This is a genomic window from Terriglobia bacterium (assembly GCA_035712365.1).
Lineage (GTDB): Bacteria > Acidobacteriota > Terriglobia > UBA7540 > UBA7540 > SCRD01.
Window position 1 is genome coordinate 66050 of sequence record DASTAW010000064.1, and the last position, 23993, is coordinate 90042.

Consider the following 23993-nt stretch of genomic DNA (forward strand, 5'->3'; position numbering starts at 1 on the left):
TTGTGCCGGTTCAGGGTTGCCAAGAAACCAGCCGCCGATGGACGAAACCCACGGCCAGACCTCTCCCGAATGGCGGGGATAAATCCGGCCCGTCGATCTCCAGTCGTCCACCTCATGCGGTCACTGTCAGCGCGTACAAATTCTTATTTCCGGAGGGATTCCGCAACGTATTGCGAAAAAGTTTCCGCCAGGAACCGTGTAAAAGGCCCGTTTACCTCTGCGATAGTTCGATCTTCAATCTGGGAAACTGGCTGGACTTCGCGTGTGGTTGAGGCGATGAAGACTTCGTCAGCGCCGAACAGGTCGTCGGATTCCAGTTCCGCCTCCTCGATGCTCAGGCCGGTCTTTTCTCCCAGCTCGATCAGCACCGCCCGCGTGACACCCGGAAGGCACCCGGCGGAAAGCGGCGGAGTGGTGATCTCGCCGCTACGCACGCAGAAAATATTTGCGGCAGTGCATTCGCTGACTTCGTTATGTTCGTTCAACAGGACGACTTCATCAAAGCCTCGCTCGAGAGCCTGATCAAGCATCCAGACATTCTGCAGCCAGGCAGTCACTTTGACCCCGGCAAGCGGGCTCGCGGCATATCGGCCGTAAGATTGCATTGCCAGGCGCACAGGGCCCTTGCGTTTGGGCAGGTCGGCTGTGTATAAAATCAGGTCAACCTCCGGCATGGTTTCGTCGCTGATCCAGGCGCCGGACTTGTTGTAGACAAAATAGATCCGGCCGCAGCCGTCCTCAACGTGATTCGCCTCAACCAATCGGCGAAGATGTTCGAGCACGGCGCCGGGCTGCCATTCCAGAGGGATTTTCAACCGTGTTGCGTCCGCTGCCAGGCGGTTCCAGTGGCGGTCAAAGGCGAATGGCCGGCCCTGATAGATTCGAATCGTGGTAAATACGCCCCAACCGTTCAAGAGTCCTGCCTGGCCGGGGGAAAGCCGAACTTCCTGCACCGGAACCAACTGGTCATTGCGATAGACGAAGTTATGTAGCATCCGCCTGCCTTTGCGCCGCGCGATTAGGGCCTTGGCCGCTTGTCGAGGGGACCGCAAAATTCCAAAGCAGCGAAGCTCATTGCCCGCGCGGGGACCCCACGGCTGTGGGAAAACACCATATTGCTGTCCGCTTGCTCCGGGTGTCAAGCGTGATACATCCCGGCAAAGCTCAAACCCGGAACTGGGCAATTCGAGCAACCTCTCAGCCGATTACTCTCTGACGTACAGCTACGCGGGAAACTCCAACCCGCCCTGCACGATACCGCAAGGCGCGGGTGACAACGGCAGCATTACGGGTGAAACCTACACGGACCATGTGAATTCGGGATACAGCCACACCTTCACGTATTGTTACGATGCCGTGAATCGGCTGACGCATGCGGTTGCTTCGGGGAGTCCGGCCTACGATCTGATGTACAGCTACGACCAGTACGGCAACGGAACGTGTGTTCCGGGCTCGGGGGGTGGTTTGTGCCCAGCGATGAGCTATAATTCAAGCACCAACCGGCTGACGAGCATCGGAAGCACTGCCGTCAGTTACGACGCGGCCGGCAACCAGTTGAACGACATATGGTCCACCTACGAGTACGACGCCGAAGGGCGAGTGAAGCATTCCTACTCGACGGGGCAGTGGCAATACCCCACGTATAATGCGCTGGGGCAGCGGGTGCAGGATTACCAGGGCACCGACCCCATGACGCTGACGTATCCGATCGACCTTTTCGGCCAACGGACGGGCACCTTCGCCCAGTGGCCGAGCCAGGGCTGGGTAGGGTGGAACGTCTACTGGTCGCAGATCGCGGGGCAGCGGCTGAACATGGGCGGGGCGAGCGCCTACATCGACCACTCGGACGCCGTGGGTTCCACCACCATGGAAACCGACCCGGCCGGAGGCGTGCAGTGGGACGTGACACATTATCCGTGGGGCGGGGTGTTCCAGGAGCAGGGCGTGCGGCAGTCGGAGGTGGTGATGGGGCTGGATTGGCAAGTCAACGACCCCTTGGTCCCTTCGGCCACCCGCGAACTCAGCGCCGCCCTCGGTCGCTGGATGACGCCCGACGCTCTGGGCGGGGACGTGACCAATCCCCAATCGCTCAACCGCTACGCCTACGTCACGAATAACCCAACTACGATGACCGACCCGCTCGGGCTGTATCAAAGCTCAATCCCGCAAGGCTGCCACAAGGAACTTGACGGCTGGTATGGAGAGGGCACCTGGAAGATCGTCTGCGACCAGGATTCGTTGGGGAGTTTGCCCGGCGGGCAGCAAACCAGCGGCGGGGATCCACCCGCGAGAAGTTCATCTCCCCCAGATATCTCCAAGACATGGTCGAGAACCTTCCCCTGTGCTGAAAGCGCGACGCAGCTGATGTCGGACGTACAGAATGACTTTGGTGCGTTTGCGAGCAACCCATTGGGTCCGTTCATAGCTAAGTTTCCCGATCAACCTTTGAGGATGGGTAACAGTTACGATATCTACGCGGGCCTCTTCATGTTCAATGATGCGGGGCCGGTTTATCTCAATGACCTCAGGGTGAAAGTGACGGCCCAAATTCCGAATGCCTGGGTCTTCACAACCGACCCTGCCCACCACGTTTTCGATGGAACCATAGCTTTTATCGCATCAAGCGCTGGCCACGGACAGGTCAGTTTCTCGATCACCGCAAGTGCTAACTTCACTAGCTGGCTAAATAAGTACATCCTTGGGTCCACTATTCGTGCAGGGGAAGAGTCCACGTGGACCAACCTGCTTGACAAGGTCCAGACCCACTGCTCGGCGGGGGGTGCCGAATGACCCGCGCCGTTACGAGGGGCCTCCGGCCTTCGGGCTGGTCGGCCGCAAGGGTGATCGTCATTGTGGACTTCCTGCTGGTCACGCTGGCCCTACTCCTGGACAGGCTTGGCGGAAGGGAAATCGACTCGGCGCTACGCAGGGCCGGGCTCGACAATTTCGTCGCCGCTTGCCTGCAAATGTGGTTTGTAGCCTCTACGGTAGCTGCGACAGGGTTCTTTGCTTGGGCGGTGCACAAGGGCCGGCGTGCAGGGGCCGTGTCCGATCGGATCTCGCGGTCGCTGGTAATCGACGGGGCCCTTCTGCTCGCGTGGTGGCTCGTCGCACTCGGCGCCTGTGCATACGCATTCATGCTTGGGATGGCTGGGTGAGGACCAGGCACAATCAAGCCTTTGTGGAGGTGGGCCTATCCGGGGCGTCAGCATCGCTCACGGCGGCGAGGAATTGGGGCTCTACAGCGGGTAGCGGGCGGGTGGCGCAGATATTGGTTTTTTAATATCTGCGATCAGCGAAGCTGAGTGGGTTAAAATGGCGCGATGTCACAACCGCCTCGATACTACGGTGAGAATCATCTACATTTTCTGACCACCAGCACGTATCGTCGCACGCCAGTTTTCAATTCCGAGTGCTTCAAGCGCGAATTCGTCGCTACGCTGGCGGAACTGCGCGCCGAACTGGGATTCCGGCTCCTCGGCTACGTCCTGATGCCTGAGCATTTCCATCTGCTCGTGTGGCCGTCGAGGGCCGCCAATCCTTCTCAAATCATGCAGAGGCTGAAGGGGCGCACGGCGCGGTCGATCCTGAAAACTTTGCGGCAGGAGCGGAGCTACCAGTGGTGCGCCAGGGTGCTGGCGCGCTTCTCGCTGCCCTCGACGGTGCACGATGAGGCGAACTGCCGCGTGTGGCAAAGGCGGTTTTACGACATGAATATCTGGACTGAGAAGAAACAGCTGGAGAAGCTGGATTATATGCACAACAATCCGGTGGTCCGAAAGCTGGTGGATCAGCCTGGGGGCTGGCCGTGGTCAAGCTGGAGGTTTTATTTTCTCGAGGACGAATCGATTATGGCTATGGATCGCTTGCCATGAACCCAGCAAGCAACGTCCCGCTGCGCGGGAACGCAGACACGACAAACCACGTATCTGCGCCACCCGCCCAACAGGCTCGCGGCACATCGCCGGGCCTCAGCGCAGATCGGCCTTCCCGCCAGAACAAGCCCTTGGCCTGAGAGATTTTTACCGGCCCGGCATCAAGATACAAGCGCAGAGATTGATGGTTAATGTCTGCGATCAGCGAAGCTGAGCGGAGTGGGCTGGAGAAAGGTAAATCGGATTCCTCGTCGCCATGCCACAAAATGAAGATCAAAATGAGCCGCCACCCAACGTTAATGATGCGGCGTCGGGGTCAGTGGTGAGGAAGATTGGGCTGGTGTCGGACACGCATGGTTATTTTGACCCGAGCCTGCCGGGCCTGCTGGCTGGCGTGGATTCGATTCTACATGCCGGCGATGTCGGCTCCCAGACTGTGCTGGACGATTTGCAACGGATTGCCCGCGTAAAGGCCGTGCGGGGGAACGTGGACGGGGCTGAGCTGAACCTGCCGCCTTCGCTCAAGCTGCGTTTCGACAACGTTCAGGTTGAGATCCAACATCAGCTTTCGATTCCCCAGGAAGAGCTGGAAAAGTGGGCGGATGGTTCGCCGCTTCAGAAGAAGTATCCGGAACGCCGCGCGGGGTTTCTCGAGAGCTTTGATCCCGAGACCAGGGTGGTTGTTTTCGGCCATAGCCACCGTCCCTGTCTTCTGGCGATGGAGAAGAAGCTGTTCTTCAATCCTGGCAGCGCAGGTAAAAAGCGGTTTTCACTTCCTCGTTGCCTGGGAATGCTGGAAGTCTTTCCTCGCGGCGTCCGAGGGGTGATAATAGGACTTGAGGGGCCGGACCAGCTTCTGCCTGGCAGCGTCTGGCTGCCGCTCGGGGAATGAAGCCATGTCAAAGCTTAAGAAGGTGAAACGGATATTGGAAGTAACGGCAACCGTCATCGCGGTGGCGATCGTGGTTATTGAGAGGTTTGAGAAGGCGTCGTGAGGATGGCGCGTTCCGGCTGGCCGGCTGCGGCCCCATTATTCGTTGCCCGTATCCGATTCGCCCAGAGTCTTGACGGACCGCCGAAGCCTTTCCACCGTTCTTCCCCGTCCCAGCACATTCATAATGTCGAACAAGCCCGGCGCGACGGCCTGCCCAGTGAGCGCAACACGAGTGGCATTGATCAGCAATCCCGCCTTGGCGCCGGTTTCTTCCGCAAGGCCCCGCAGGGCTTGTTCAGCCTTTTCCGGACCGAATGGATCGAGCTTTTCAAGCCTTTCCGCCAGGGTTTGAAGAAGAGCGGGGAGGGAAGGGTCCTTCCAGAATTTTTTGCGGGCTTCCGGCGCGTAATCAAACTCCTCGGTAAAGAATGCGCGCCCGCCCTGGGAAAAGTCCTTCAGCGTGCGCATGCGCGGCTGCAGCAGAGCGACCGTTTGCTCGAACGCCACAGGCGAAGCCGGGATTGTGGGATTTATACCGGATAGTTTCAGTTCTGCTTGCACCAGAGGCGCCAGGCGGTCCACGGCCAAGGCACGGAGATACTCACTGTTCATCCAGGCGAGTTTTTCAGGATCAAAGACTGCGTTGGACCTTGAGACCGCTCGAAGTTCAAACTGCCGCACCATGGCTTCGCGGGAAAGGATTTCCTGGCCTCCGGGCGGCGTCCACCCAAGAAGCGCAAGGAAATTAATCATCGCTTCCGGCAGGATGCCCTGATCGCGATAGGCCCCGACGGAAGTTGCTCCATGGCGCTTGGAAAGCCGCTGGCGGTCAGGACCCAGAATCAATGGCAGGTGCGCAAACGCCGGAAGGCCGGCGCCGACGGCGCGATAAACCAGGATCTGCTTGGGAGTGTTGGAGAGATGATCGGCCCCGCGGACGACGTGCGTGATCCGCATCTCGATATCGTCCGTCACAACGCTCAGATGATAGGTGGGCTGCCCGTCTGAACGCAGCAGAACGAAATCCTCGATCTCCTGGTTCTCAACCGTGACGTGGCCAAAGACCTGATCGTCAAATCCAGTTTCGCCAGCTTCGGGAACGCGGAAGCGGAGGACGTGCGGGACGCCGTCGGCAAGGCGCTTTTGCCGCTCTGGCTCGGAAAGCTTCCGGCACGTTCCATCATACTTCCAGGGGCGGCCTCCGGCGGCCAGGGAGCGCTTGGCCTGGAGCTCTTCCGGCGTGCAGAAACACGGGTAGGCGTGGCCCGATTGCTGAAGCTGCGCCGCCAGCGCGCGGTAACGGTCAAGCCGATCGGACTGGTGGAACGGGCCTTCATCCCAATTGAGCCCCAGCCATTCCAGGCTCTCGAGAATCGCCGTCGTCAGCTCAGGCTTGGAACGGTCGGCGTCGGTATCCTCAATCCTCAGGATGAGGACGCCGTTCATGCGCCGCGCGAATAGCCAGTTGTAGAGAGCGGTCCGCGCTCCGCCGACGTGCAGGTAACCGGTGGGAGATGGTGCAAAGCGAACTCGGAGATCAGACATAGTTCAACTTGGAGCGGAGAAAACTACTCATGATTTCACGGTGTTTGATCGAGCGCCGTCTGAAGTAGCCATCCTAAACGATTTCACTCCGCGCGGCAAAGCTGAAGCGCTCTGGACTGTAATTCTCGAGCGAGTGAGACGGCGCGCCGTTGAGGACCAGTTCCGCAATCACCCTGGCCGTGATGGGCGCCAGCAAAATGCCGTTTCGGAAATGGCCAGTCGCGAAGGCCAGGTTCCCCAGCGAACTGTAGCCGAGAATAGGAAGATGATCTTTCGTGTCGGGCCGCAACCCAGCCCAGGCGCGGCGGAACCTGAAATCCTTGGTGATGGGAAGAATGCGAGTGAGTCCCTGGATGATGGAATGCAAGCCGCCGGCGGTGACCACCTTTTCAAATGTGCCCCACTTGGCCGTGGTGCCCGCTACGGCAAGATGAGGGCCGCGTGGAACGACATAATTGATGCCCGCGCGGACCACGTACGGAATGTCGATGGGCGTTTCAAATTCGATCATTTCTCCCTGGCACGGGATGGTGGGGATACAGAGTCCGAGCGTTTCTGCCAGCGCTCCGGACCAGCAGCCGGCCGCAAGCACAAATTGTCCGGCAGAAAACACGATTTCCGCGGAATTGCCCTGCGGCAGGGCGCGGACGCTTTCAACGTGATCGCCCTTGACATTGAAACCCGTCACTGCGCAGTTCCAATGATAGGTGACGCCGGAAAGTTCACCCGCCTTGATCACCGCGCGGGTCAGCCGTTGGTTGTCAATCCAGTGATCGCCCCCAACGAACAATGCCAGTTTGATGTGTGGCGACAGGCCTGAGAAGCGCTCGAGGGCGTGGTCGTTCGACAGCCGCTCGAGCGGCAGGCCGAGCGTGGTTTGGGTTCTGTAGATATGTTCAAGCTCTTCGCACTCATGCTGGTCGATGGCCACCAGCAGGGTGCCATCACGGCGATAGTTGACGCGATCGCCGCTGAGTTCCTCCACCTCCCGAACGAACTCCGGGTAGAGATCACGGCTGGCTTGGCAGAATTGCGAGAACGGTTCGGGCTCAATCACTTCACCCTGGGGGGCAATCATGCCCGCCGCGGCCCCGCTTGCTTCAGAGCAAGGCTGGCCACGGTCGATGACAGTGACACTGGCCCCGGTCTTCGCCAGGCGAAGCGCAACCGCGCTTCCGATAATTCCGCCGCCGACAATAACAACGTCGGCCCTGTCTGATGAATCGATTAGCTGCGCCATTTCAATTGCCGATCCTCCCATCCGCGATGCTGATGCCCGGTGACGGTGGGCCATCAGAGCAAGAAGGGAGGCGATCTGATTAAAACGGTAACTCTTCACTTTAGATGGTGCCGCGACCAAAATGCAACTCTGCAATGAGCTGAGAATTCAATCAGTGTCGCGCCCTGGTTCCGGCGCTCATCTTGAATTTGCCACGGCGATTGCTTTTGCATAGAATGTGTGAAGCCGCCCCACGGGACGGCAATTTGCGCACAGGGACCGTCGCTTGGCTTGCCCCATTTGTGAGAAGAGAAAAGCAAAACGCTACTGCCCGGCGCGGACGGAGAGCATCTGCGCAGTCTGCTGTGGCACTGAGCGTGAAGTGACGATTGACTGTCCCTCTGACTGCTCCTACCTCGTCGAGAGCCGCAAGCACGACCTGGGCCGCCGCGAGGTTGACTGGAAGACGGTTCCCTTCAGCGATGTTCAGGTTTCCAGATCGACCGTCAACCGGCACGAACTGCTGATTACGGAGTTTGCCTACGCCATCTGCAAGTACGCCGCAGAGAATCCGCCGGTCACCGACTCCGACATCATCGCCAGCCTGAAATCGCTTGCCGAGGCCTATCAGACCCTTTCGAGCGGCATCTACTACGAGAAGCCGCCCGACTACCTCCTGCAACGCGGGCTCTATGAAGCGTTGCGTGGCGCCATCAAAGACTACAAACAGGCGGGGAGCGCCGACCCAGGTTTTGAGACTCCCCGCGACAGCGAAGTGCGCGATGTCCTTATTTTCCTCACCCAACTGGGGGCCACGCGCAACAACGGCCGGCCCAAAGGCCGCGCTTACCTTGATGTTCTTCGCAGCCAGTTCAAATCCGGCGAACTCCAGAAATCTTCTCCGGGGCTGCTGGTGGTTCCGTAAAGGGGGAACGCTTCTCCGCGATTTTTTGCGTCACGGATTCCGTCGATTTTGGAACGTCGCCGTGCTCATCGGGCAGACCAGGTGTGGCGTCGGCGATTGCTGAAAGACCATGAACCAGGTTGAAGACGTTCGCGCAGCCGCCGACATTGTCAAAATAGTCGGCGATTACGTTCAGCTTCGGAAGGCCGGCGCGAACATGATGGGCCTGTGCCCCTTTCACCAGGAAAAAACGCCCTCCTTTGCCGTGCATCCCGCCAAGCAGATTTTCCATTGTTTCGGGTGCGGGGTGGGCGGCGACGTCTTCAAATTTATTATGCAGGTTGAAAACCTGAGCTTCCCTGAAGCCCTGGAGCGCCTGGCCGATAAGGTGGGTGTCAGGCTTGTCGAGACCGGCCGCCAGGGGAATGACTCCCGGTCGCGCGAGCGAACGGAGCTCTACAAGGTCCATGAAGCAGCGGCAAAATTTTATGCAGCCCAACTGACCGGCACCAGCGAAGGCCGCGCGGCCCGGGCCTATCTGCTGGACCGTGGATTGAAAGACGAGGTGATCGGCCGCTTTCTTCTCGGTTATGCCCCGCGCGATGGGCGCGAGCTCACCCGCCACTTGAGCGCTTCAGGATTTGACGATGAGATAGTTGAAAAATCCGGACTGGTCCTGCGCGCTGCACCAGACGGTACAGTGCTGCGCCCCGCACCAGACGGTACGGGGCTGCGCGATGCTTCCAGCGGGCGGCGCTTTGACCGCTTCCGGGGCCGGATCATTTTCCCCATCGCCAACGAAAGCGGCAAGGTGATCGCTTTTGGAGGCCGGGCGCTTGGGGACGAGCAGCCCAAGTATTTGAATTCCCCGGAAACGCCGATTTATACCAAGGGCCGCGTGCTTTACCATCTCGACAGCGGCGGCAAGGCGGTCCGAAAACAGGATTACGCCATCCTGGTGGAAGGTTACATGGATTGCATCGCCGTGGACTCCTGTGGAATTGAAAATGTGATAGCCAGTTGCGGCACCAGCTTTACGGAAGCCCAGATCCGGCTGCTGGCGCGCTATTCGCGCCGCGTGGTGGTGAATTACGATCCCGATTCTGCGGGAGTCGCGGCCACGGAGAGATCCGTCAACGCGCTTCTCGAAGCGGGATTTGAGGTGAAAGTGCTGGCGCTTCCGGGCCGCCTGGACCCCGATTCGTTTATCCGCAAACAGGGCGAAGCTGAGTATCGGCGCCTCGTGGCAGCGGCGCCGGGCTATATCGACTATGTTACTGACCGCGCCATCGCCGAGCACGGGCTGGGCAGCCCGCAGGGCAAACTTGCGGTGGCCAACGCCGTGCTGCCTTATCTCGCCCGCATGCCCAATCCGATCCTGCGCAGGGAGATGACCGACCGGCTGGCGGCGCGCGCGCTTCTGGACGACCGGCTGCTGCGGGAAGAACTGAGACGCGCTGCGGTGGAGCGCCGGACAGACGGGGTAACAAGGGCCCGCGAGTTCAAGGCATCGGAGGCCGAAAGGAAACTGCTCCGGGCTTTTCTCGAGGACCGGGAAGTGATGGACGAACTTCTTCCCGCCTTGGTGGCTGACGGAATCCTGAGCGGTCTGGCCGCCGAAGGCGTTTTTGTGAAACTCCTGGAGTTGCGCAGCTCGGGAGAAGCGGCTGACATCCATGCTCTCGGGGAAAGCCTGAGCGCTGAAGACCAAAACCTGCTTCACGAGTGCATGCTGGCATCGGACGAGGTCCCCGGCCGCGAGGATGCCATGAAATTTTACGACGCGCTGCGGCGACGAAAAATTGAACGCGAATTGAGCGCCCTGAATCCCGTTATTGACGCCGCCGGAAGGGAGCAGGATTGGGCGCGCCTGGCCGCGCTGAACCAGAGCAAGGTGGTGCTGATGAAGGAATTAACCCGCATCAGGGAACGCCTGGAAATCGAGAACAAAACATCCACGAAATAGTATAGTATTACATCTAATTGGCGTCGGGATTGCCCGCTGGAAGCACGGTTTCCGCGGCAATGCAGGGTTGAAAGAAGCAGCGAGGGTCCAGGTTGGTGGCAGGTTACCGATTCAGAAAACTACTGGCTCAAACCCGAAATTGCTTCTAAACGGAGGCCGAAGCTTTGGCATTTGACGATAAGTACGACCAGGTTGGCAAGCTGATTACACTCGGTAAAGAAAAAGGCTATCTGCTTTACGACGAGGTGAACGACCTTCTTCCTTCGGACGTGCACACCGCCGAAGATCTGGATGACCTGTTATCGATGTTCGACCACGCGGGCATCGAAGTTCTGGATTCTCCCAAGGCCAAATCGGATGACCTGCTGGTTGAAAAGGGAGATGAAGAGTCCGTCGAAGATGTCGAACTCGACCTCACTCCCGGAGCGCTCGATAAGACCAACGATCCCGTCCGCATGTACCTGCGCGAGATGGGAACTGTCCCGCTGCTGACGCGCGAAGGCGAAGTCGAGATCGCAAAGCGAATCGAGCGCGGGCAACTGAAGGTGTTCAAGGCCCTGTCGCGCTCTCCCATTGTCATCCTGGAAATGTTCGCGCTGCGCGAAGAGCTGAAGAAAGAACGGCGCTCCATCAAGGAAATCGTGGTCTTTGATGATGAGGAGCTGACCGAAGAGCGCGTCATCGAGCGGGCCAAAGACCTGCTTTCCACCATTGATGAGATGGAGCGCCTGAACAAGCGGCTGATTCAGTTGAAGGCAAAAAGGGACTCCTTCATGCGCAGCCGCCGGGGCAAAGAGTTTCGCCGCTACAACCTGGCCGTTTCCCGCCACCGGATCATGATCTCCAAGCTGTTCCGGTCGATTGAATTCACGCATACCGAGCGCAAACGCCTGATCGAATGCATTCGCGTGGCTGCCGACCAAGTGCGGCCCATCGAGCGCGAAGCCCTGCGCCTGGAAAAGCGCCTGGACGCGTCCCGAACTGGCAGTGGCAAAGAGCTGAAGAAGGAGCTGCGCCAGGTGAAAGCGCGGCTGGATGAAATCGAGAAGGATAATCAGGCTTCCGCCGCGGAACTGCGCCGGACCTATCAGAACATTCTGACGGGAGAGCAGGAAGCCGAGATTGCCAAGCGCGAGCTGATCGAGGCCAACCTGCGCCTGGTGGTATCGATCGCAAAAAAGTACACCAACCGCGGCCTGCAATTTCTCGACCTGATTCAGGAGGGCAATATCGGCCTGATGAAGGCGGTCGATAAATTTGAGTATCGGCGCGGATACAAGTTTTCGACTTACGCCACCTGGTGGATTCGCCAGGCCATCACCCGCGCCATCGCCGACCAGGCCCGCACCATCCGCATCCCCGTCCACATGATCGAAACCATCAACAAGCTCATCCGAACGTCGCGCCAATTGGTGCAGGAATACGGGCGCGAGCCGACCTCGGAAGAGATCGCCAAGCGGATGGATATTCCCGTGGTGAAGGTCCGCAAGGTCCTCAAGATCGCCCAGGAGCCGATTTCTCTTGAAACGCCCATCGGCGAAGAGGAAGACTCGCACCTGGGAGATTTTATCGAGGACCGCGGCGTGATTTCTCCCGCCGAGGCGGTCATCAACATCAACCTGAAAGAACAGACCGAGTCAGTGCTGAAGACCCTGACGCCGCGCGAAGAAAAAGTGATCAAGATGCGCTTCGGCCTTGACGACGGCAGTGAGCACACTCTCGAAGAGGTGGGCCAGAGTTTCGCCGTTACGCGCGAGCGCATCCGGCAGATCGAAGCCAAGGCGCTCCGCAAGCTGCGGCATCCTTCACGCAGCCGGAAGCTCCGCGCGTTCCTGGACGCCGCCCTTCACGAGTGATTCCGAGGCGGCGCGCAACAGACACTTTTGCCACAGAGGTTTCCGTGCCCGCAATCCGGCACGGCTTTTTCATTTTGCGCGTTAATGACCCCGTAAGAGTACGGGCATAAGGCCAATCATTTCGACTCCCTACTGAGGATTACAAAATATGGTGACGAGATCGCTTGTAGCGCCGCCGTCCCGGCGGCAATTTTCAGGGGCCGGTCCCGCTTGGCGGGACCGTCGCTACGGAAGTCCGTCACTCTATTATGCGATCCTCATTAAGTGAGGAGCTTATGGCCGATCTTACTTCCTCGACGGCGGCCCTCGGTGGCACGCCTGCCAGATCGTTTCCCTCCCGCCTTCTCGGCGTCTTCATTGAACCCGGAGAGACGTTTGAAGACATCGCGCGCAAGCCCGACTGGCTTTCGCCGCTCGTTGTGCTGGTCCTGGTCTCATTTGCAACCGTCGAAACCATGTTGCTGAAGATCGGGGCGAGCCAGATCGCCCTGCAGAGTATTCAGCAGAGCGGCCGGGCGGCAAACATGGACCCGGCACAGTTGAGCCAGATGGCACAAAGGTCCGCGGGCGTCCTGCGCGTCGCGATGCCGGCCGGCGCGTTGGTGGGCGTCCCCATTTTTCTCCTTATTGTGGCTGGATTCGGATTGCTGGCCCTGAACGGGTTCTTTGGCCAGCACGCAAAATTCAAAGACGTGTTTTCGGTGACCTGTTTTGCCAACCTGCCAGCCATACTGGGCGGGTTGATGGCAATCGCCGTCGTCCTGTTTGGCGACGCCGACGCCTTCAATGTGAAGAATCCGGCGCCTGACAATCTGGGATTCTTTATGAATCCGCTGACGAGTTCACACGCCGTTTATGCTCTGGCGACTTCTCTGAACTTTATTATCTTCTGGTTTATGGTGCTGCTTGCCATCGGGCTCTCCAGAGTTGGGCGGAAGGAAGTGAAGGCCGGAACCATCTTCATGGTCTACCTTGGGGCGTGGGTGCTGCTGGTGGCTGCTAAAGTCGGAATGGCCTTGATGTTCTAAGCGCACTTGCCCGGGCATTGCTCTTGCTTCAGTCTTTGTAGCGCCGACCTTGAGGTCGGCACACATACTGGAACCGAAAAATGCCAGGCTGAAGCCCGGCGCTACGACCAGACGATCAGGCGGCACAGGGAGCGGGAATGCCTCCCATAGGCACGACTGAAGTCGTGCCCTTTCGCCAGGCACGCCATGGGATTGAAGTTTACCATTGTCGCCAAAGATGAGAGCACCGGGGCCAGGGCGGGGATCCTGCACACGCCGCACGGTGACGTAGAAACGCCCGTGTTCATGCCCGTCGGCACCGCCGGGGCGGTGAAGGCGATGACGCAGGACCAGCTCGAAGAACTGGGCGCGCAGATCATCCTTGCCAACACCTATCATCTTTGCATGCGGCCGGGTCACGAACGAGTACGCGAGCTCGGCGGTCTGCACCGGTTTATGAGCTGGCCGCGCCCCATCCTGACCGACAGCGGCGGCTACCAGGTGATGAGCCTGAAAGGCCTGGGCAAGGTGACCGAAGACGGCGTGTGGTTCCGCTCCCACCTGGACGGAACGCCTCATTTTTTTTCGCCCGAGCGCGTGATGGAGTTCCAGCTTTCGCTGGGCGCCGACATCATCATGCCGCTCGATGAGTGCGTGGAATATCCTGCCAGCCACGAGACGCTGAAACGGTCGGTGCGGCTGACGGGGCGCTGGGCGGAACGCTCAAAACAGTTTTTTACTGCCAACCAGAATCAATTGGGGCCGCCTGCGGTTGAAGGTATTGAGAGCGCCTGGCTTGGACCGAGCCTGTTCGGAATCGTGCAGGGCGGGACGGACGAGGGCCTGCGCCGCGAAAGCACTTTCGAGATCGGCGAGATCGGGTTTGACGGGTACGCCGTCGGAGGCCTTTCGGTGGGCGAGCCCAAGGACGAATTGTATGGCGTCACCGGGCAGGTCGCCGCGCTCCTTCCTGAAGACCAGCCGCGCTACCTGATGGGCGTGGGCACGCCGGAGGACCTGGTGAGGTGCGTGGCGCTGGGCATCGACATGTTCGATTGCGTCATGCCCACGCGAAACGCCCGCAACGGGACCGTGTTTACCTCGGAAGGGAAGCTGGTGATCAAGAGCGCGCGCTACGCGCAGGATACCGGGCCGCTCGATGCCGCGTGCGGCTGCCCAGTGTGCCGGCGGTATTCGCGGGCCTACGTGCGGCACCTGTTTGCGGTGGGCGAAATTTCGGCCTCAGTGCTGGCCACCTGCCATAACTTGTGGTTTTACCTTGACATGATGAGGAGAGTTAGGCAAGCTATAATTTTTAAGGGGTTTGGGAAATTCCTGGCAGAGGTCCCGGCGGACTCTGCGCAAGGATTCCGTTTGGCATAGCGTTGGGAATGGAAGTACGCGTTACAGGTTGGCCCTGCTGATCTCTGCATCAATTGCGAGATATTTCATCCTTAATCCTAGCTTGATGGCTCGGTTTTGTTCGAGTGTGCGCTAATTAATCGGATTGTTCTGGCGGCGGACCCCGTCGGTGGCGGGGCGCTGGGCCAGTTTCTGTTGTTGTTCGGCCCCCTCTTCGTAATCTGGTACTTCCTGGTTATTCTTCCTCAGCAGCGCAACCGCCGTAAGACGCAGAACATGCTATCCAACCTGAAGACGGGCGACCGGGTAATGACCTCCGGAGGGATTTACGGTTTAGTTATTGGTTTTAAAGGAGATATTGTGCAGGTGCAGATTGCCAACCAGGTGAAGGTGGATATTGCCCGGAGCGCCATCACCGGCCTGCAAGCTGAGGCGGAGGGGCAAGCCGCACAGGAAAAAGCTGCCAAGGCAAAGAAATGACCTTTGTGGCAGGCGGCTGGATACGAGGGACCTGATCCATGGACCATAACCGGATACGTAATCGCACCGTCTTTATCATTGTTGTCGTCGTCGCGTGCATCCTGGGACTTATCGGTTTCCCCAGGAACATCACCCAACTCAAAGCCAATCTCGCCAACCGCATTCAACTGGGACTGGACTTGAAGGGCGGCACCCACATGGTCTTGCAGGTCCATGTGGACGATGCCGTCAAGGTGACCGCCGACCAGGCACTGGAGCGGCTGCGCGAGGAAATGAGCAGCCGAAGCATCTCTTACGGCTCGGTTGAGCGGCAGGGTATTTCCGCGATTCTCATCAAGGGGATTCCGGATGAGAAGTCGGGCGACCTGGACGCGCTGGTCGCGCAGCAATTCACTGACTGGAACCTGCAGCGTGTTCCCGGCCAGTTGACTTCGCGGCTGCTCAGCCTGAAGGTGAGCGAGATGAACACCATTCGCAACCAGGCGCTCGACCAGGCCAGGGAAACCATCCGGCGCCGGATTGACGCCCTGGGCCTTGTGGGACCTGAAGTGGCGGACTACGGGCAGGGAGATTTCGAACTGGTGATTCAGTTGCCTGGCGTCAACGACCCGACGCGCGTCAGGAACATCATTCAACAATCGGCCATGCTGGAGCTGAAGATTGTTCGGGGAGGTCCCTACCAGAGCCGGGAGACCGCCCTCTCATCTTTTGGAGGCGTGTTGCCTCCGGGAACGGAACTGGTCCCTGGCAGTCCGGAATCCTCCAGCAACAGCTCAACCAGCGGGCAGGTCTGGTACCTGCTCAGCCAGGTGGCAGCCGTCACGGGTCGCGACCTGACGGGCGCTCAACCCGGAAGCGGCAAGAACGGCCAGCCCAGTGTCAACTTCACCCTGTCTCGCGACGGGGCGGTGCGCTTTGGAGAGGTGACGGCCAAGAATATCGGCAAGCAGCTTGCCATCGTCCTTGATAATCGGGTCCAATCGGCCCCGGTCATCCAGAGCCAGATTACCGATTCGGGCGAAATTACCGGCAGCTTTACACCCCAGCAAACCTCGGACCTGGCATTGATGCTCCGCTCCGGGGCGCTTCCGGCGTCCATCAGCTACCTGAATGAGAACACCGTTGGCCCTTCGCTTGGCGCTGACTCCATCCGTGCCGGCGTCGTGGCCTGCATCGTGGGGTTCCTGGCGGTGATCGCTTTCATGCTGGTGTATTACCGCGGGGCGGGAATCAACGCGGACGTGGCCCTGGTGTTGAACTTGATTATCCTGATGGCAGCACTGGCTTATTTTGGGGCGGTCCTCACCTTGCCCGGCATCGCCGGCGTCATCCTGACGGTTGGTATGGGCGTCGATTCCAACGTGCTGATCTTTGAGCGCATCCGCGAGGAATTGCGGCACGGCAAGGCGGCCGGCGCCGCGGTGGCGGGAGGCTTTGAGCACGCTTTTCGGACCATCATCGACACTCACGTGACGACCGTGGCGGCCGCGGCCATCCTTTTTGCCTTTGGCACAGGGCCGATCCGGGGGTTTGCCGTGACGCTGACTATCGGATTGATTGCAAACCTCTTCACTTCGGTGTATGTTTCTAGGACCATTTTTGATTATGTGTTGTCCAGGCGCCAGAAGGGTGAAGCGCTTAGCGTGTAAAATTTTGGGAACTTTTCAAGGACGTCTGGTGTCTATGCATTCAGACGGCGGATCAGGATAAAAATGGAGTTTTTTCACGAACCTAATATCGACTGGATGGGCAGGAAGTGGTATTTCATCAGCGTTTCGCTGGCCCTCCTGATTGCCGGACTGATCTCCATCGTCGTGCACCGGGGACTCGTGTACGGAATAGAATTCCGCAGTGGCACCCAGGTACAGGTGAAATTTGCAAAGACGCCTGACGTCGGCGCCATCCGCAGCCAGCTCGAAAAAGAAGGTTGGCAAGGGGCGTCGATCCAGAGCATCGGTCTCGCCTCGGAACATTCGGTGATGATCGAGTTGCCCCTTAGAGAAGGGACCACCGGCGGCGAGGCCCTGGATACCGGACGGAGAGCCATCGTCAAAGCGCTGACGGATTTGTACGGCGGCGCTCAAGCGGGCAGGATAGACCTTAACAATGCGAGCGCTACCGACATTGAGAATCAACTGCTGGTGGCTGACCCGCTGGGCCTGGCGTCCAGGGGAATCGAGGTTGCCACAACTACCTATACGAACCTTGGACAAGCCATTGTTGGCTTCCGCGACCGCCCTCCGCAGAGCGGGTTGATCGCGGATTTCCAGCAGTTGAATCAGATTGCCGGAGTAACGCCGGTGGTCGTCAGCGTGTTGCAAAAGGACTGCTACCTGTCGGGATTTACGGTCCCCACCACACAGATTGTGGGGCCCAAGGTCGGTTCGGACCTGCGGCGGCAAGCCGTTTACGTCACTTTGGCGGGGCTGGCTGCAATGTTAGTTTACATTTGGTTCCGTTTTGAGTTAATTTATGGCGTGTCGGCGGTTGTCGCCGTCTTTCACGACGTTCTAATTACAATTGGTTTGTTTTCTCTTTTTAACAAGGAGATTACGCTTTCTGTCATTGCGGCCCTGCTGACGCTTGTGGGTTATTCGATGAACGACACCATCGTCACTTTCGATCGCCTCCGGGAAAACCTGCCGTCGAACAAGCGTCTTAGTTTCGCCGAACTGGTGAACCTCAGCATCAACCAGACGCTCAGCCGGACGATCCTGACGTCAGGGCTTACGTTTCTTGCGGTCTTTGCGCTTTACCTGTTCGGGGGCAACGTGATTCACGGTTTTGCCTTTGCCATGGTGGTGGGAGTTTTGATTGGGACGTATTCGTCTTTTGCGATAGCAAGCCCCCTGCTGGTGTACTTGCAGAGCAGGGCGGGAAGCGGACGATCGAAGGAAAAGCGCAAAGTGTATGAGCGCGAGGTTGCCGCTGCAAAGCGGTAACAAATTTCTGGGGTCGAAACTCCGGCTGATCGACTCGTTCCGGAGTTCGATGAAAAAAGGGGGTGAGTATCATGCTTGGTGACACGCTGCTGGATTCCTCGCCATCGCGCGAGTCTGTGCTGACGGGCGTGCACTGGCTGGTTTCGCTGGCGATCGGAATCGTTGGGTTCCTGATCGGGTACTTTGGTCTGCCGTTGATTGAAACTCCCGAGCTCAAGGTGCTGATTACGCAATCCATCATCCTTGCGGTGTTCTTCTTCTTTTACGCGTTGATCCTCTGTTACACCTACGCGGATTCGAAGCATTTCGGATTGAGCACCTGGCCCTGGATGATCATCGTGCTGCTGCTCAACCTGGTGGGCTTCGTTGGCTATCTCTGTTATTCCGCAGCCAAAACAGAGGACTGGAAAAGGGCCACGCTGCCGATCGCGTATATCGTGGAAATCATTATCATCGGGGTGATGGTCATCATTCCCCTGATTTACACGGATGCGCTGCCGAAGGCGCAGTTGATGACCTTCCTGGTTGCCCCGCCGCCACCGCCTCCACCGCCGCCACCGCCTGCAAAAGCTCCTCCCGTTGTCGTTCATCAAGTGAGTATGCAAGACCTGATGAAGGCGCCGACGGTGATCCCGAAAACGATTGCCAAAATCAAGGACCAGCCGGTGGTACAATCAACCGGCGTGGTGGGCGGCGTCTCGGGTGGCGTTCCCGGCGGCCAGATGGGCGGAGTGCTGGGAGGCATCATCGGAGGAGTAACCGGCGGTCCACCGCCGCCTCCGCCGCCGAAGCCAACCACCCAGCGGATCAGAGTGGGCGGCCAGGTCGAAAGCGCCAAGCTGATCAATAGGGTGACGCCGGACTATCCGCAGCTCGCCAAAATGGCCCGCATTCAGGGAACGGTCCGGCTTGAGGCCATCATTTCGAAGGACGGAACAATTCAGGACTTGAAGGTTTTGAGCGGCCATCCGCTGCTGGTTAAAGCCGCTCTGGATGCAGTGAAACAATGGCGGTACCAGCCGACGCTGTTGAACGGTGATCCTGTGGAAGTGGTTACGGAAATCGACGTGAACTTTACCCTGTCGGGATAGTCGGCTGTTTTTAAAATTCTTGAGGAGGAAATAGACGAGTATGCTAGGAGCAAAACTTTTTCTGACGATGTTGCTGTTTCAGGAAGCAACCACCTCATTCGATCCGCTGGACATGTGGAAATCAATGGGGTGGTCAGCTCGAGCGGTGGTCATTGTGTTGTTCTTTATGTCGGCATGGTCAATCGGCGTTGCCATTGACCGCTGGATCGCCTTCCAGGCGGCCCGCAAGCAGTCCCGCATCTTTGCACCCGCAGTTGCCGGCGCGTTGAAGGACGGCAGGGTGGAGGAGGCGATTTCCATCGCCGAGCAAAACAAGCGAAGCCACCTGGCCAAGGTGGTGACAGCCGGCTTGCAGGAGTTCCATGCGCACCAGGTCTCGGCCGAAATTCCGGGTGAAATGATTGAAGCTTCCAAGCGCGCCCTGGAACGGGCCTCGGCCATCGTCCATGCGGAGCTGAAGCGCGGCATTTCCAGCCTGGCCACGATTGGGTCCACAGCGCCTTTCGTCGGACTGTTCGGGACCGTGCTGGGGATCATCCACGCGTTTCAGGGGATTTCCAGCAGCAAGTCAACCGGCCTTGGCGCGGTCGCGGGCGGAATCGCAGAAGCTCTGGTAACCACCGCCATCGGTCTGTTTGTCGCCATTCCTGCCGTGTGGATCTACAACTATTTCACCAATAAGATTGAGGGCTTCGACGTGGAAATGGACAACTCCTCATCGGAACTGGTGGATTATTTCATTAAAACCTCTGGAGGAAAGAAGTAATGGCAAAGCATCGCGTAGAGTTGGGTGCGATGGCGGACATTAATGTGACGCCGATGGTGGACGTCATGCTGGTGCTGCTGATCATCTTCATGGTCATCACCCCTCTGCTTCAGAAAGGCGTTTCCGTTGACAAGGCGTTGACTCACAACCCGCGCGAGATGCCCGATGCCGAAAAGACCGACGCCGTGGAAGTGGCCATTACGCGGGACGGGAAATTCTTCCTGAATGCGCAGCCTGTTGCGCTGGGCGACATCACCAAGCAGGTTGATGACCTCATGCAGAACAAGCTGAATAAGGTGGTTTTCATCAAAAGTGACGCCCGGGCAAAGTATGGCGACGTGGTCGCCGTGGTTGACAATGTCCGTGCCGCGGGAATCGAGCAGTTGGGCCTGATCACCGAACAGGTGCAGCCCAACCAGAACATTCCGCTTGCCCCGGCCCTGCCGTGAAGTTTTAATCACGAAGCATGGGCTCGAGGCAAGCTGAAGAAGGAGGGTATTGGTATGGCGATTGCCGTTGGAGGCAGCAAGGGCGGCACGATGATGAATCTCAACGTGACGCCTCTGATCGACGTGCTGCTCGTGTTGCTGATTATCTTTATGATCATCACGCCCCTGACGCCCAAGGGGCTGGATGCGCTGGTCCCCAAACCGGACAAAAATAAGAAGCCGGACCAGAATGTCATCCAGAGAACGATTGTGGTGTCCATCGACGGGCAACGGTCCCTCAGCATCAATCAGCAGCCGGTAACGGTTGGCGATTTGGGGCAGCACCTGGTGGACATCTTCAAGAACCGGAATGACCACATCATGTTCATTAAGGGAGACCCGAAACTGCCTTTCCAGGACGTGGCTGAGATCATTGACATTTCCAAGGGAGCTGGCGCCGACAAGATCGGGCTGATTACAAAGGCGATCGAGGCCCAGCAGTAACGTTTCGGGAACCTGCAAAAATTGGCCAATGGAGGACCAAAAATGCGTCGTTTCAAGCTGGCACCGCTGTTTGCGGTGTTGTTGCTGGCGGCCCTGGGGAGCGGCTGCAATGCGTTCAAGGAGTTGAAGGCCCGGGACCAGCTCAACAAAGGTGTGCAATCGTATCGCAACGGAAAGTTCCAGGAAGCAATTGAACACTTTAAGAACTCCGTGCAACTGGATCCGTCCCTGGTCAATGCACGATTGTACCTGGCGACTGCTTACGCCCAGATGTACGTTCCGGGCGGAGACACGCCGGAAAACGTCAAGACCGGGGAGCAGGCTATTTCGGCCTTCGAGGACGTGCTGAGGCTGGATACAAAAAACACCACGGCGCTGGCCAGCATCGGACAGATTTACTACAACATGAAGAACTTCGACAAAGCGAAGGACTTTCAGCGGCAGAGGATGCAGGTGGAACCGAATAACCCTGAGCCTTATTACTGGATTGGCGTCATCAATTGGGCGCAAGCTTTCCAGACCGACGGCAAAATCCGCAAACAGTTGAACCTGCTGATGCCGAACAAGACCGGCAATTTGCCGCCTTTGCCGGAGAAGTACAGAGGACCGCTGGCGGAGGAGAACGGCAAGATTATCGATGAGGGAATCGATGCCCTTAACAAGGCGCTGGACTTGAAGCCTAACGACGTCAACAGCATGGCCTATCTGAATCTGCTTTACCGCCAGAAGGCCGACATCGAGAAGGCCCCTGCCGACCGTGAGGCGGACCTGAAGACGGCTGAAAGCTGGCTTCAGAAATCGATGGACATCCGAAAGTCCCAACCCGCTGCGCCTTCAACGCAGGGATCGTAGCTTCATCGGATCGGCAGAGTTTGCATTGGCCCTTCGCTTCATCTTCAGGAGGCGGAGGGCCTTTTTGTTTTTGGAGAAAGCGGCCCGGCGGTAGCGGCCCAGCTTGATTTGCAGCGCCGCTCTCCTCGCCAGTGCCGCGCTCAGGAAGCACAGAGGATGGCCGCGCCACAATGCCCGCGGAGCCGTGCTGCTTGAATACAGGAACTGCGCTGGCCTAGAATGATAGTGGGTGCGTATGATGCAGTTTGAAACCGTTCTCAGGAAGGTGGAGTCTGACCGTCCAGGCGACGACCTGGCCGTGCTGCGCAATGCCTATCGGTTTTGCCTGGAGAAGCACGAGGGCCAGAAACGCCTTTCGGGAGAACCCTACATATCCCACCCGCTGGAAGTGACCAGCATTCTGGCGGAGTTGCGCCTTGACACCGTGTGTCTGGCCGCCGGAATGCTGCACGACGTGATTGAAGATACGGCGACCAGCCTCGAGGGCCTCCAGGAGCAGTTTGGGCCGGAAGTGGCCCACATTGTCGAGGGCGTCACCAAAATCAGCCGCATCCATTTCCTGAGCCCTGAGGAACAGCAGGCGGAAAACTTCCGCAAGATGCTGCTGGCAATGGTGGATGACGTCAGGGTCGTCCTGGTAAAGCTGGCGGACCGCCTGCACAATATGCGCACTCTGGAGCATCTGCCGCCTGACAAGCGCCAGCGAATTGCCCACGAGACGCTCGAAATTTATGCGCCCATTGCGCACCGCCTGGGCATGGGGAAAATCCGCGGAGAACTGGAAGACCTGGCGTTCCGCTATCTTGAGCCGGACGCCTACCTCGAAGTGAAAAAGTCGGTGGAGAGCCGGAGAAAAGTCAACGAGCATTTCCTTGCCGAAGTCCAGCGGCTGGTTGAAGGCAAGATGAAAGAGAGCTCGGTTCCCGTCAGGATCGAGGGCCGGATCAAGCGGCTCTACAGCATCTGGCACAAACTCAAGAAACAGAATATTGGCATCGACCAGGTGTATGACCTGCTGGCCATCCGCATCGTTACCGACGACGTCAAGAACTGTTACGCGGCGCTGGGCGTGATTCACAACACCTGGCGGCCGGTGCCGGGAAGAATCAAGGACTTCATCGCCATCCCTCGTCCCAATCTTTACCAGTCGCTTCACACCTCCGTGATCGGTCCGCACGGCCAGCCCTTTGAAGTTCAGATTCGTACCGAAGAGATGCACCGCGTTGCGGAAGAAGGGATCGCGGCCCACTGGAAGTACAAAGACGGGCAGGGGACGACCGTTCAGGACGCTGAACGTTTTGCCTGGCTGCGGCACCTGGTGGAATGGCAGAAGGAAATGAGGGACTCGAACGACTTCCTCTCCACCCTCAAGATCGACCTCTACCCGGAGGAAGTCTACACCTTCACTCCCAAGGGCAAGGTGATCGTGCTGCCGCGGGAGGCTACGCCGATTGATTTCGCCTTTGCCATCCATACGGAGATTGGCAACCATTGCGTAGGCGCAAAGGTGAATGGCCGCATGGTCCCGCTTAAAACCAAGCTGCTGAACGGCGATATCGTTGAGATTTCCACCCAGTCCGCGCAGACACCCAGCCGGGACTGGCTGGCGCACGTTAAGACTTCGCGGGCGCGCAACAAGATCAAGCACTGGATCAACATCGAGCAGCGCAGGCAGGCGCTGGAGATCGGCAGAAAGCTGCTGGAGAAAGAGGCCCGAAAGCTCAACATCGTCATGAAGAAGATTTCTGACGAAGATTATGCGCGGGTCGGCAAGGAATACGGCTGCAGCCTGGTTGACGATCTGCTGGCGGGCATCGGCTTTGGCAAGTACTCCGCGCGCCAGGTGCTTTCGAAGCTCAGCCCTGAGAGCGGCCAGGAACCGGACCAGCAGTCGCGGCTGGGCAGCGCTTTCAAGCGCGTTCTTGGCCTCCGCTCTGACAATGCCATCCAGGTCCACGGCCAGGGTGACCTGATGGTGTACCGGGCGAAGTGCTGCAATCCCATCCGGGGCGAGCCGATTGTGGGATATATCACGCGGGGCAAAGGCATTTCGGTCCATTCCAAGAGCTGCCCCAACGTCCAGAACCTGATGTACGACGCGGAGCGGCGCATCGAGGTGGAATGGACTGGCCCGAAATATACCTTTTATCCTGTCCGGCTGACCCTGCTGACGACCGACCGCCAGGGGATGCTGGCGGAGATCACGGCCGTCATCAGCAGTGACCGCTCGAATATTCAGGACATCGAAGCCAGGACGGGGGA

The 23993-nt window shown here is 58.5% G+C and carries 21 protein-coding genes; 18 read left to right on the plus strand and 3 right to left on the minus strand.

What is annotated here, in order from left to right; all coding sequences use genetic code 11:
* Positions 1-143: 143 nt before the first annotated feature.
* Positions 144-995: an aminotransferase class IV gene (locus tag VFQ24_19080; GenBank protein ID HET9180461.1), complete on the minus strand. Its 852-nt coding sequence runs from the start codon at positions 993-995 to the stop codon at positions 144-146.
* Between the two features lie 79 nt (positions 996-1074).
* Between VFQ24_19080 and VFQ24_19085 the strand changes: the two genes are divergently transcribed.
* The 4 genes from VFQ24_19085 (at position 1075) to VFQ24_19100 (ending at position 4767) form a co-directional block, all read left to right on the plus strand.
* Entirely contained in the window at positions 1075-2790 is a 1716-nt protein-coding gene (locus VFQ24_19085; protein HET9180462.1) for an RHS repeat-associated core domain-containing protein, read from the plus strand.
* The gene (locus VFQ24_19090) at positions 2787-3158 is read left to right on the plus strand and encodes a hypothetical protein (GenBank protein ID HET9180463.1); all 372 of its coding nucleotides are present in this window, start codon (positions 2787-2789) and stop codon (positions 3156-3158) included. Before VFQ24_19085 ends, VFQ24_19090 begins: the two co-directional genes overlap by 4 nt.
* Positions 3159-3323: 165 nt before the next feature.
* Entirely contained in the window at positions 3324-3875 is a 552-nt protein-coding gene (locus tag VFQ24_19095) for a transposase (GenBank protein HET9180464.1), read from the plus strand.
* 256 nt (positions 3876-4131) lie between these two features.
* Positions 4132-4767: a metallophosphoesterase family protein gene (locus VFQ24_19100; protein ID HET9180465.1), complete on the plus strand. Its 636-nt coding sequence runs from the start codon at positions 4132-4134 to the stop codon at positions 4765-4767.
* A gap of 138 nt (positions 4768-4905) precedes the next feature.
* Here the strand turns inward: VFQ24_19100 and gltX are convergent, their stop codons facing one another.
* A complete protein-coding gene (gltX, locus tag VFQ24_19105; protein ID HET9180466.1) occupies positions 4906-6354 on the minus strand; it encodes a glutamate--tRNA ligase in 1449 nt (482 codons plus the stop codon).
* A 73-nt stretch (positions 6355-6427) separates the two neighbouring features.
* Positions 6428-7594, minus strand: a complete 1167-nt coding sequence (thiO, locus tag VFQ24_19110; protein ID HET9180467.1) for a glycine oxidase ThiO — start codon at positions 7592-7594, stop codon at positions 6428-6430.
* Positions 7595-7955: 361 nt separating this feature from the next.
* Between thiO and VFQ24_19115 the strand changes: the two genes are divergently transcribed.
* The 14 genes from VFQ24_19115 to VFQ24_19180 all read left to right on the plus strand — a co-directional run.
* Entirely contained in the window at positions 7956-8498 is a 543-nt protein-coding gene (locus VFQ24_19115; GenBank protein ID HET9180468.1) for a hypothetical protein, read from the plus strand.
* A 109-nt stretch (positions 8499-8607) separates the two neighbouring features.
* On the plus strand, positions 8608-10443 hold the full coding sequence (locus VFQ24_19120) for a DNA primase (protein HET9180469.1): 1836 nt from the start codon (positions 8608-8610) through the stop codon (positions 10441-10443).
* Positions 10444-10607: 164 nt separating this feature from the next.
* A complete protein-coding gene (gene rpoD, locus VFQ24_19125; GenBank protein HET9180470.1) occupies positions 10608-12299 on the plus strand; it encodes an RNA polymerase sigma factor RpoD in 1692 nt (563 codons plus the stop codon).
* Positions 12300-12574: 275 nt separating this feature from the next.
* A complete protein-coding gene (locus tag VFQ24_19130; GenBank protein ID HET9180471.1) occupies positions 12575-13327 on the plus strand; it encodes a YIP1 family protein in 753 nt (250 codons plus the stop codon).
* Between the two features lie 186 nt (positions 13328-13513).
* Positions 13514-14689 (plus strand): tRNA guanosine(34) transglycosylase Tgt, encoded by a 1176-nt coding sequence (gene tgt, locus VFQ24_19135; GenBank protein ID HET9180472.1) that lies wholly within the window; start codon positions 13514-13516, stop codon positions 14687-14689.
* A gap of 174 nt (positions 14690-14863) precedes the next feature.
* Positions 14864-15148, plus strand: a complete 285-nt coding sequence (gene yajC, locus VFQ24_19140) for a preprotein translocase subunit YajC (protein HET9180473.1) — start codon at positions 14864-14866, stop codon at positions 15146-15148.
* A 38-nt stretch (positions 15149-15186) separates the two neighbouring features.
* A complete protein-coding gene (gene secD, locus VFQ24_19145; protein ID HET9180474.1) occupies positions 15187-16797 on the plus strand; it encodes a protein translocase subunit SecD in 1611 nt (536 codons plus the stop codon).
* Between the two features lie 63 nt (positions 16798-16860).
* Positions 16861-18090, plus strand: coding sequence for a protein translocase subunit SecF (gene secF / locus VFQ24_19150; GenBank protein ID HET9180475.1), 1230 nt, complete (start codon positions 16861-16863; stop codon positions 18088-18090).
* A 71-nt stretch (positions 18091-18161) separates the two neighbouring features.
* Complete coding sequence (locus VFQ24_19155) at positions 18162-19181, plus strand: energy transducer TonB (GenBank protein ID HET9180476.1); 1020 nt, start codon at positions 18162-18164, stop codon at positions 19179-19181.
* A gap of 40 nt (positions 19182-19221) precedes the next feature.
* Positions 19222-19947 carry a MotA/TolQ/ExbB proton channel family protein gene (locus VFQ24_19160; protein HET9180477.1) on the plus strand — a complete coding sequence of 242 codons (726 nt, stop codon included), beginning with the start codon at positions 19222-19224 and terminating at the stop codon, positions 19945-19947.
* Positions 19947-20396: a biopolymer transporter ExbD gene (locus VFQ24_19165; GenBank protein HET9180478.1), complete on the plus strand. Its 450-nt coding sequence runs from the start codon at positions 19947-19949 to the stop codon at positions 20394-20396. Before VFQ24_19160 ends, VFQ24_19165 begins: the two co-directional genes overlap by 1 nt.
* Before the next feature lie 54 nt (positions 20397-20450).
* On the plus strand, positions 20451-20879 hold the full coding sequence (locus tag VFQ24_19170) for a biopolymer transporter ExbD (GenBank protein ID HET9180479.1): 429 nt from the start codon (positions 20451-20453) through the stop codon (positions 20877-20879).
* 42 nt (positions 20880-20921) lie between these two features.
* Positions 20922-21731 carry a tetratricopeptide repeat protein gene (locus tag VFQ24_19175; protein HET9180480.1) on the plus strand — a complete coding sequence of 270 codons (810 nt, stop codon included), beginning with the start codon at positions 20922-20924 and terminating at the stop codon, positions 21729-21731.
* Positions 21732-21966: 235 nt separating this feature from the next.
* Positions 21967-23993: bifunctional (p)ppGpp synthetase/guanosine-3',5'-bis(diphosphate) 3'-pyrophosphohydrolase (locus VFQ24_19180; GenBank protein ID HET9180481.1), on the plus strand; the 2027-nt coding region annotated here is incomplete at its 3' end.

Coding starts and splice junctions, on each gene's coding strand:
- VFQ24_19095 (HET9180464.1), top strand. CDS start 3,324: ATGTCACAACCGCCTCGATACTACGGTGAGAATCATCTACATTTTCTG.
- VFQ24_19130 (HET9180471.1), top strand. CDS start 12,575: ATGGCCGATCTTACTTCCTCGACGGCGGCCCTCGGTGGCACGCCTGCC.
- thiO (HET9180467.1), bottom strand. CDS start 7,594: ATGGCGCAGCTAATCGATTCATCAGACAGGGCCGACGTTGTTATTGTC.
- tgt (HET9180472.1), top strand. CDS start 13,514: ATGGGATTGAAGTTTACCATTGTCGCCAAAGATGAGAGCACCGGGGCC.
- secD (HET9180474.1), top strand. CDS start 15,187: ATGGACCATAACCGGATACGTAATCGCACCGTCTTTATCATTGTTGTC.
- VFQ24_19080 (HET9180461.1), bottom strand. CDS start 995: ATGCTACATAACTTCGTCTATCGCAATGACCAGTTGGTTCCGGTGCAG.
- VFQ24_19100 (HET9180465.1), top strand. CDS start 4,132: ATGCCACAAAATGAAGATCAAAATGAGCCGCCACCCAACGTTAATGAT.
- VFQ24_19120 (HET9180469.1), top strand. CDS start 8,608: ATGAACCAGGTTGAAGACGTTCGCGCAGCCGCCGACATTGTCAAAATA.
- VFQ24_19175 (HET9180480.1), top strand. CDS start 20,922: ATGCGTCGTTTCAAGCTGGCACCGCTGTTTGCGGTGTTGTTGCTGGCG.
- secF (HET9180475.1), top strand. CDS start 16,861: ATGGAGTTTTTTCACGAACCTAATATCGACTGGATGGGCAGGAAGTGG.
- gltX (HET9180466.1), bottom strand. CDS start 6,354: ATGTCTGATCTCCGAGTTCGCTTTGCACCATCTCCCACCGGTTACCTG.
- VFQ24_19090 (HET9180463.1), top strand. CDS start 2,787: ATGACCCGCGCCGTTACGAGGGGCCTCCGGCCTTCGGGCTGGTCGGCC.
- VFQ24_19160 (HET9180477.1), top strand. CDS start 19,222: ATGCTAGGAGCAAAACTTTTTCTGACGATGTTGCTGTTTCAGGAAGCA.
- VFQ24_19170 (HET9180479.1), top strand. CDS start 20,451: ATGGCGATTGCCGTTGGAGGCAGCAAGGGCGGCACGATGATGAATCTC.
- VFQ24_19155 (HET9180476.1), top strand. CDS start 18,162: ATGCTTGGTGACACGCTGCTGGATTCCTCGCCATCGCGCGAGTCTGTG.
- VFQ24_19165 (HET9180478.1), top strand. CDS start 19,947: ATGGCAAAGCATCGCGTAGAGTTGGGTGCGATGGCGGACATTAATGTG.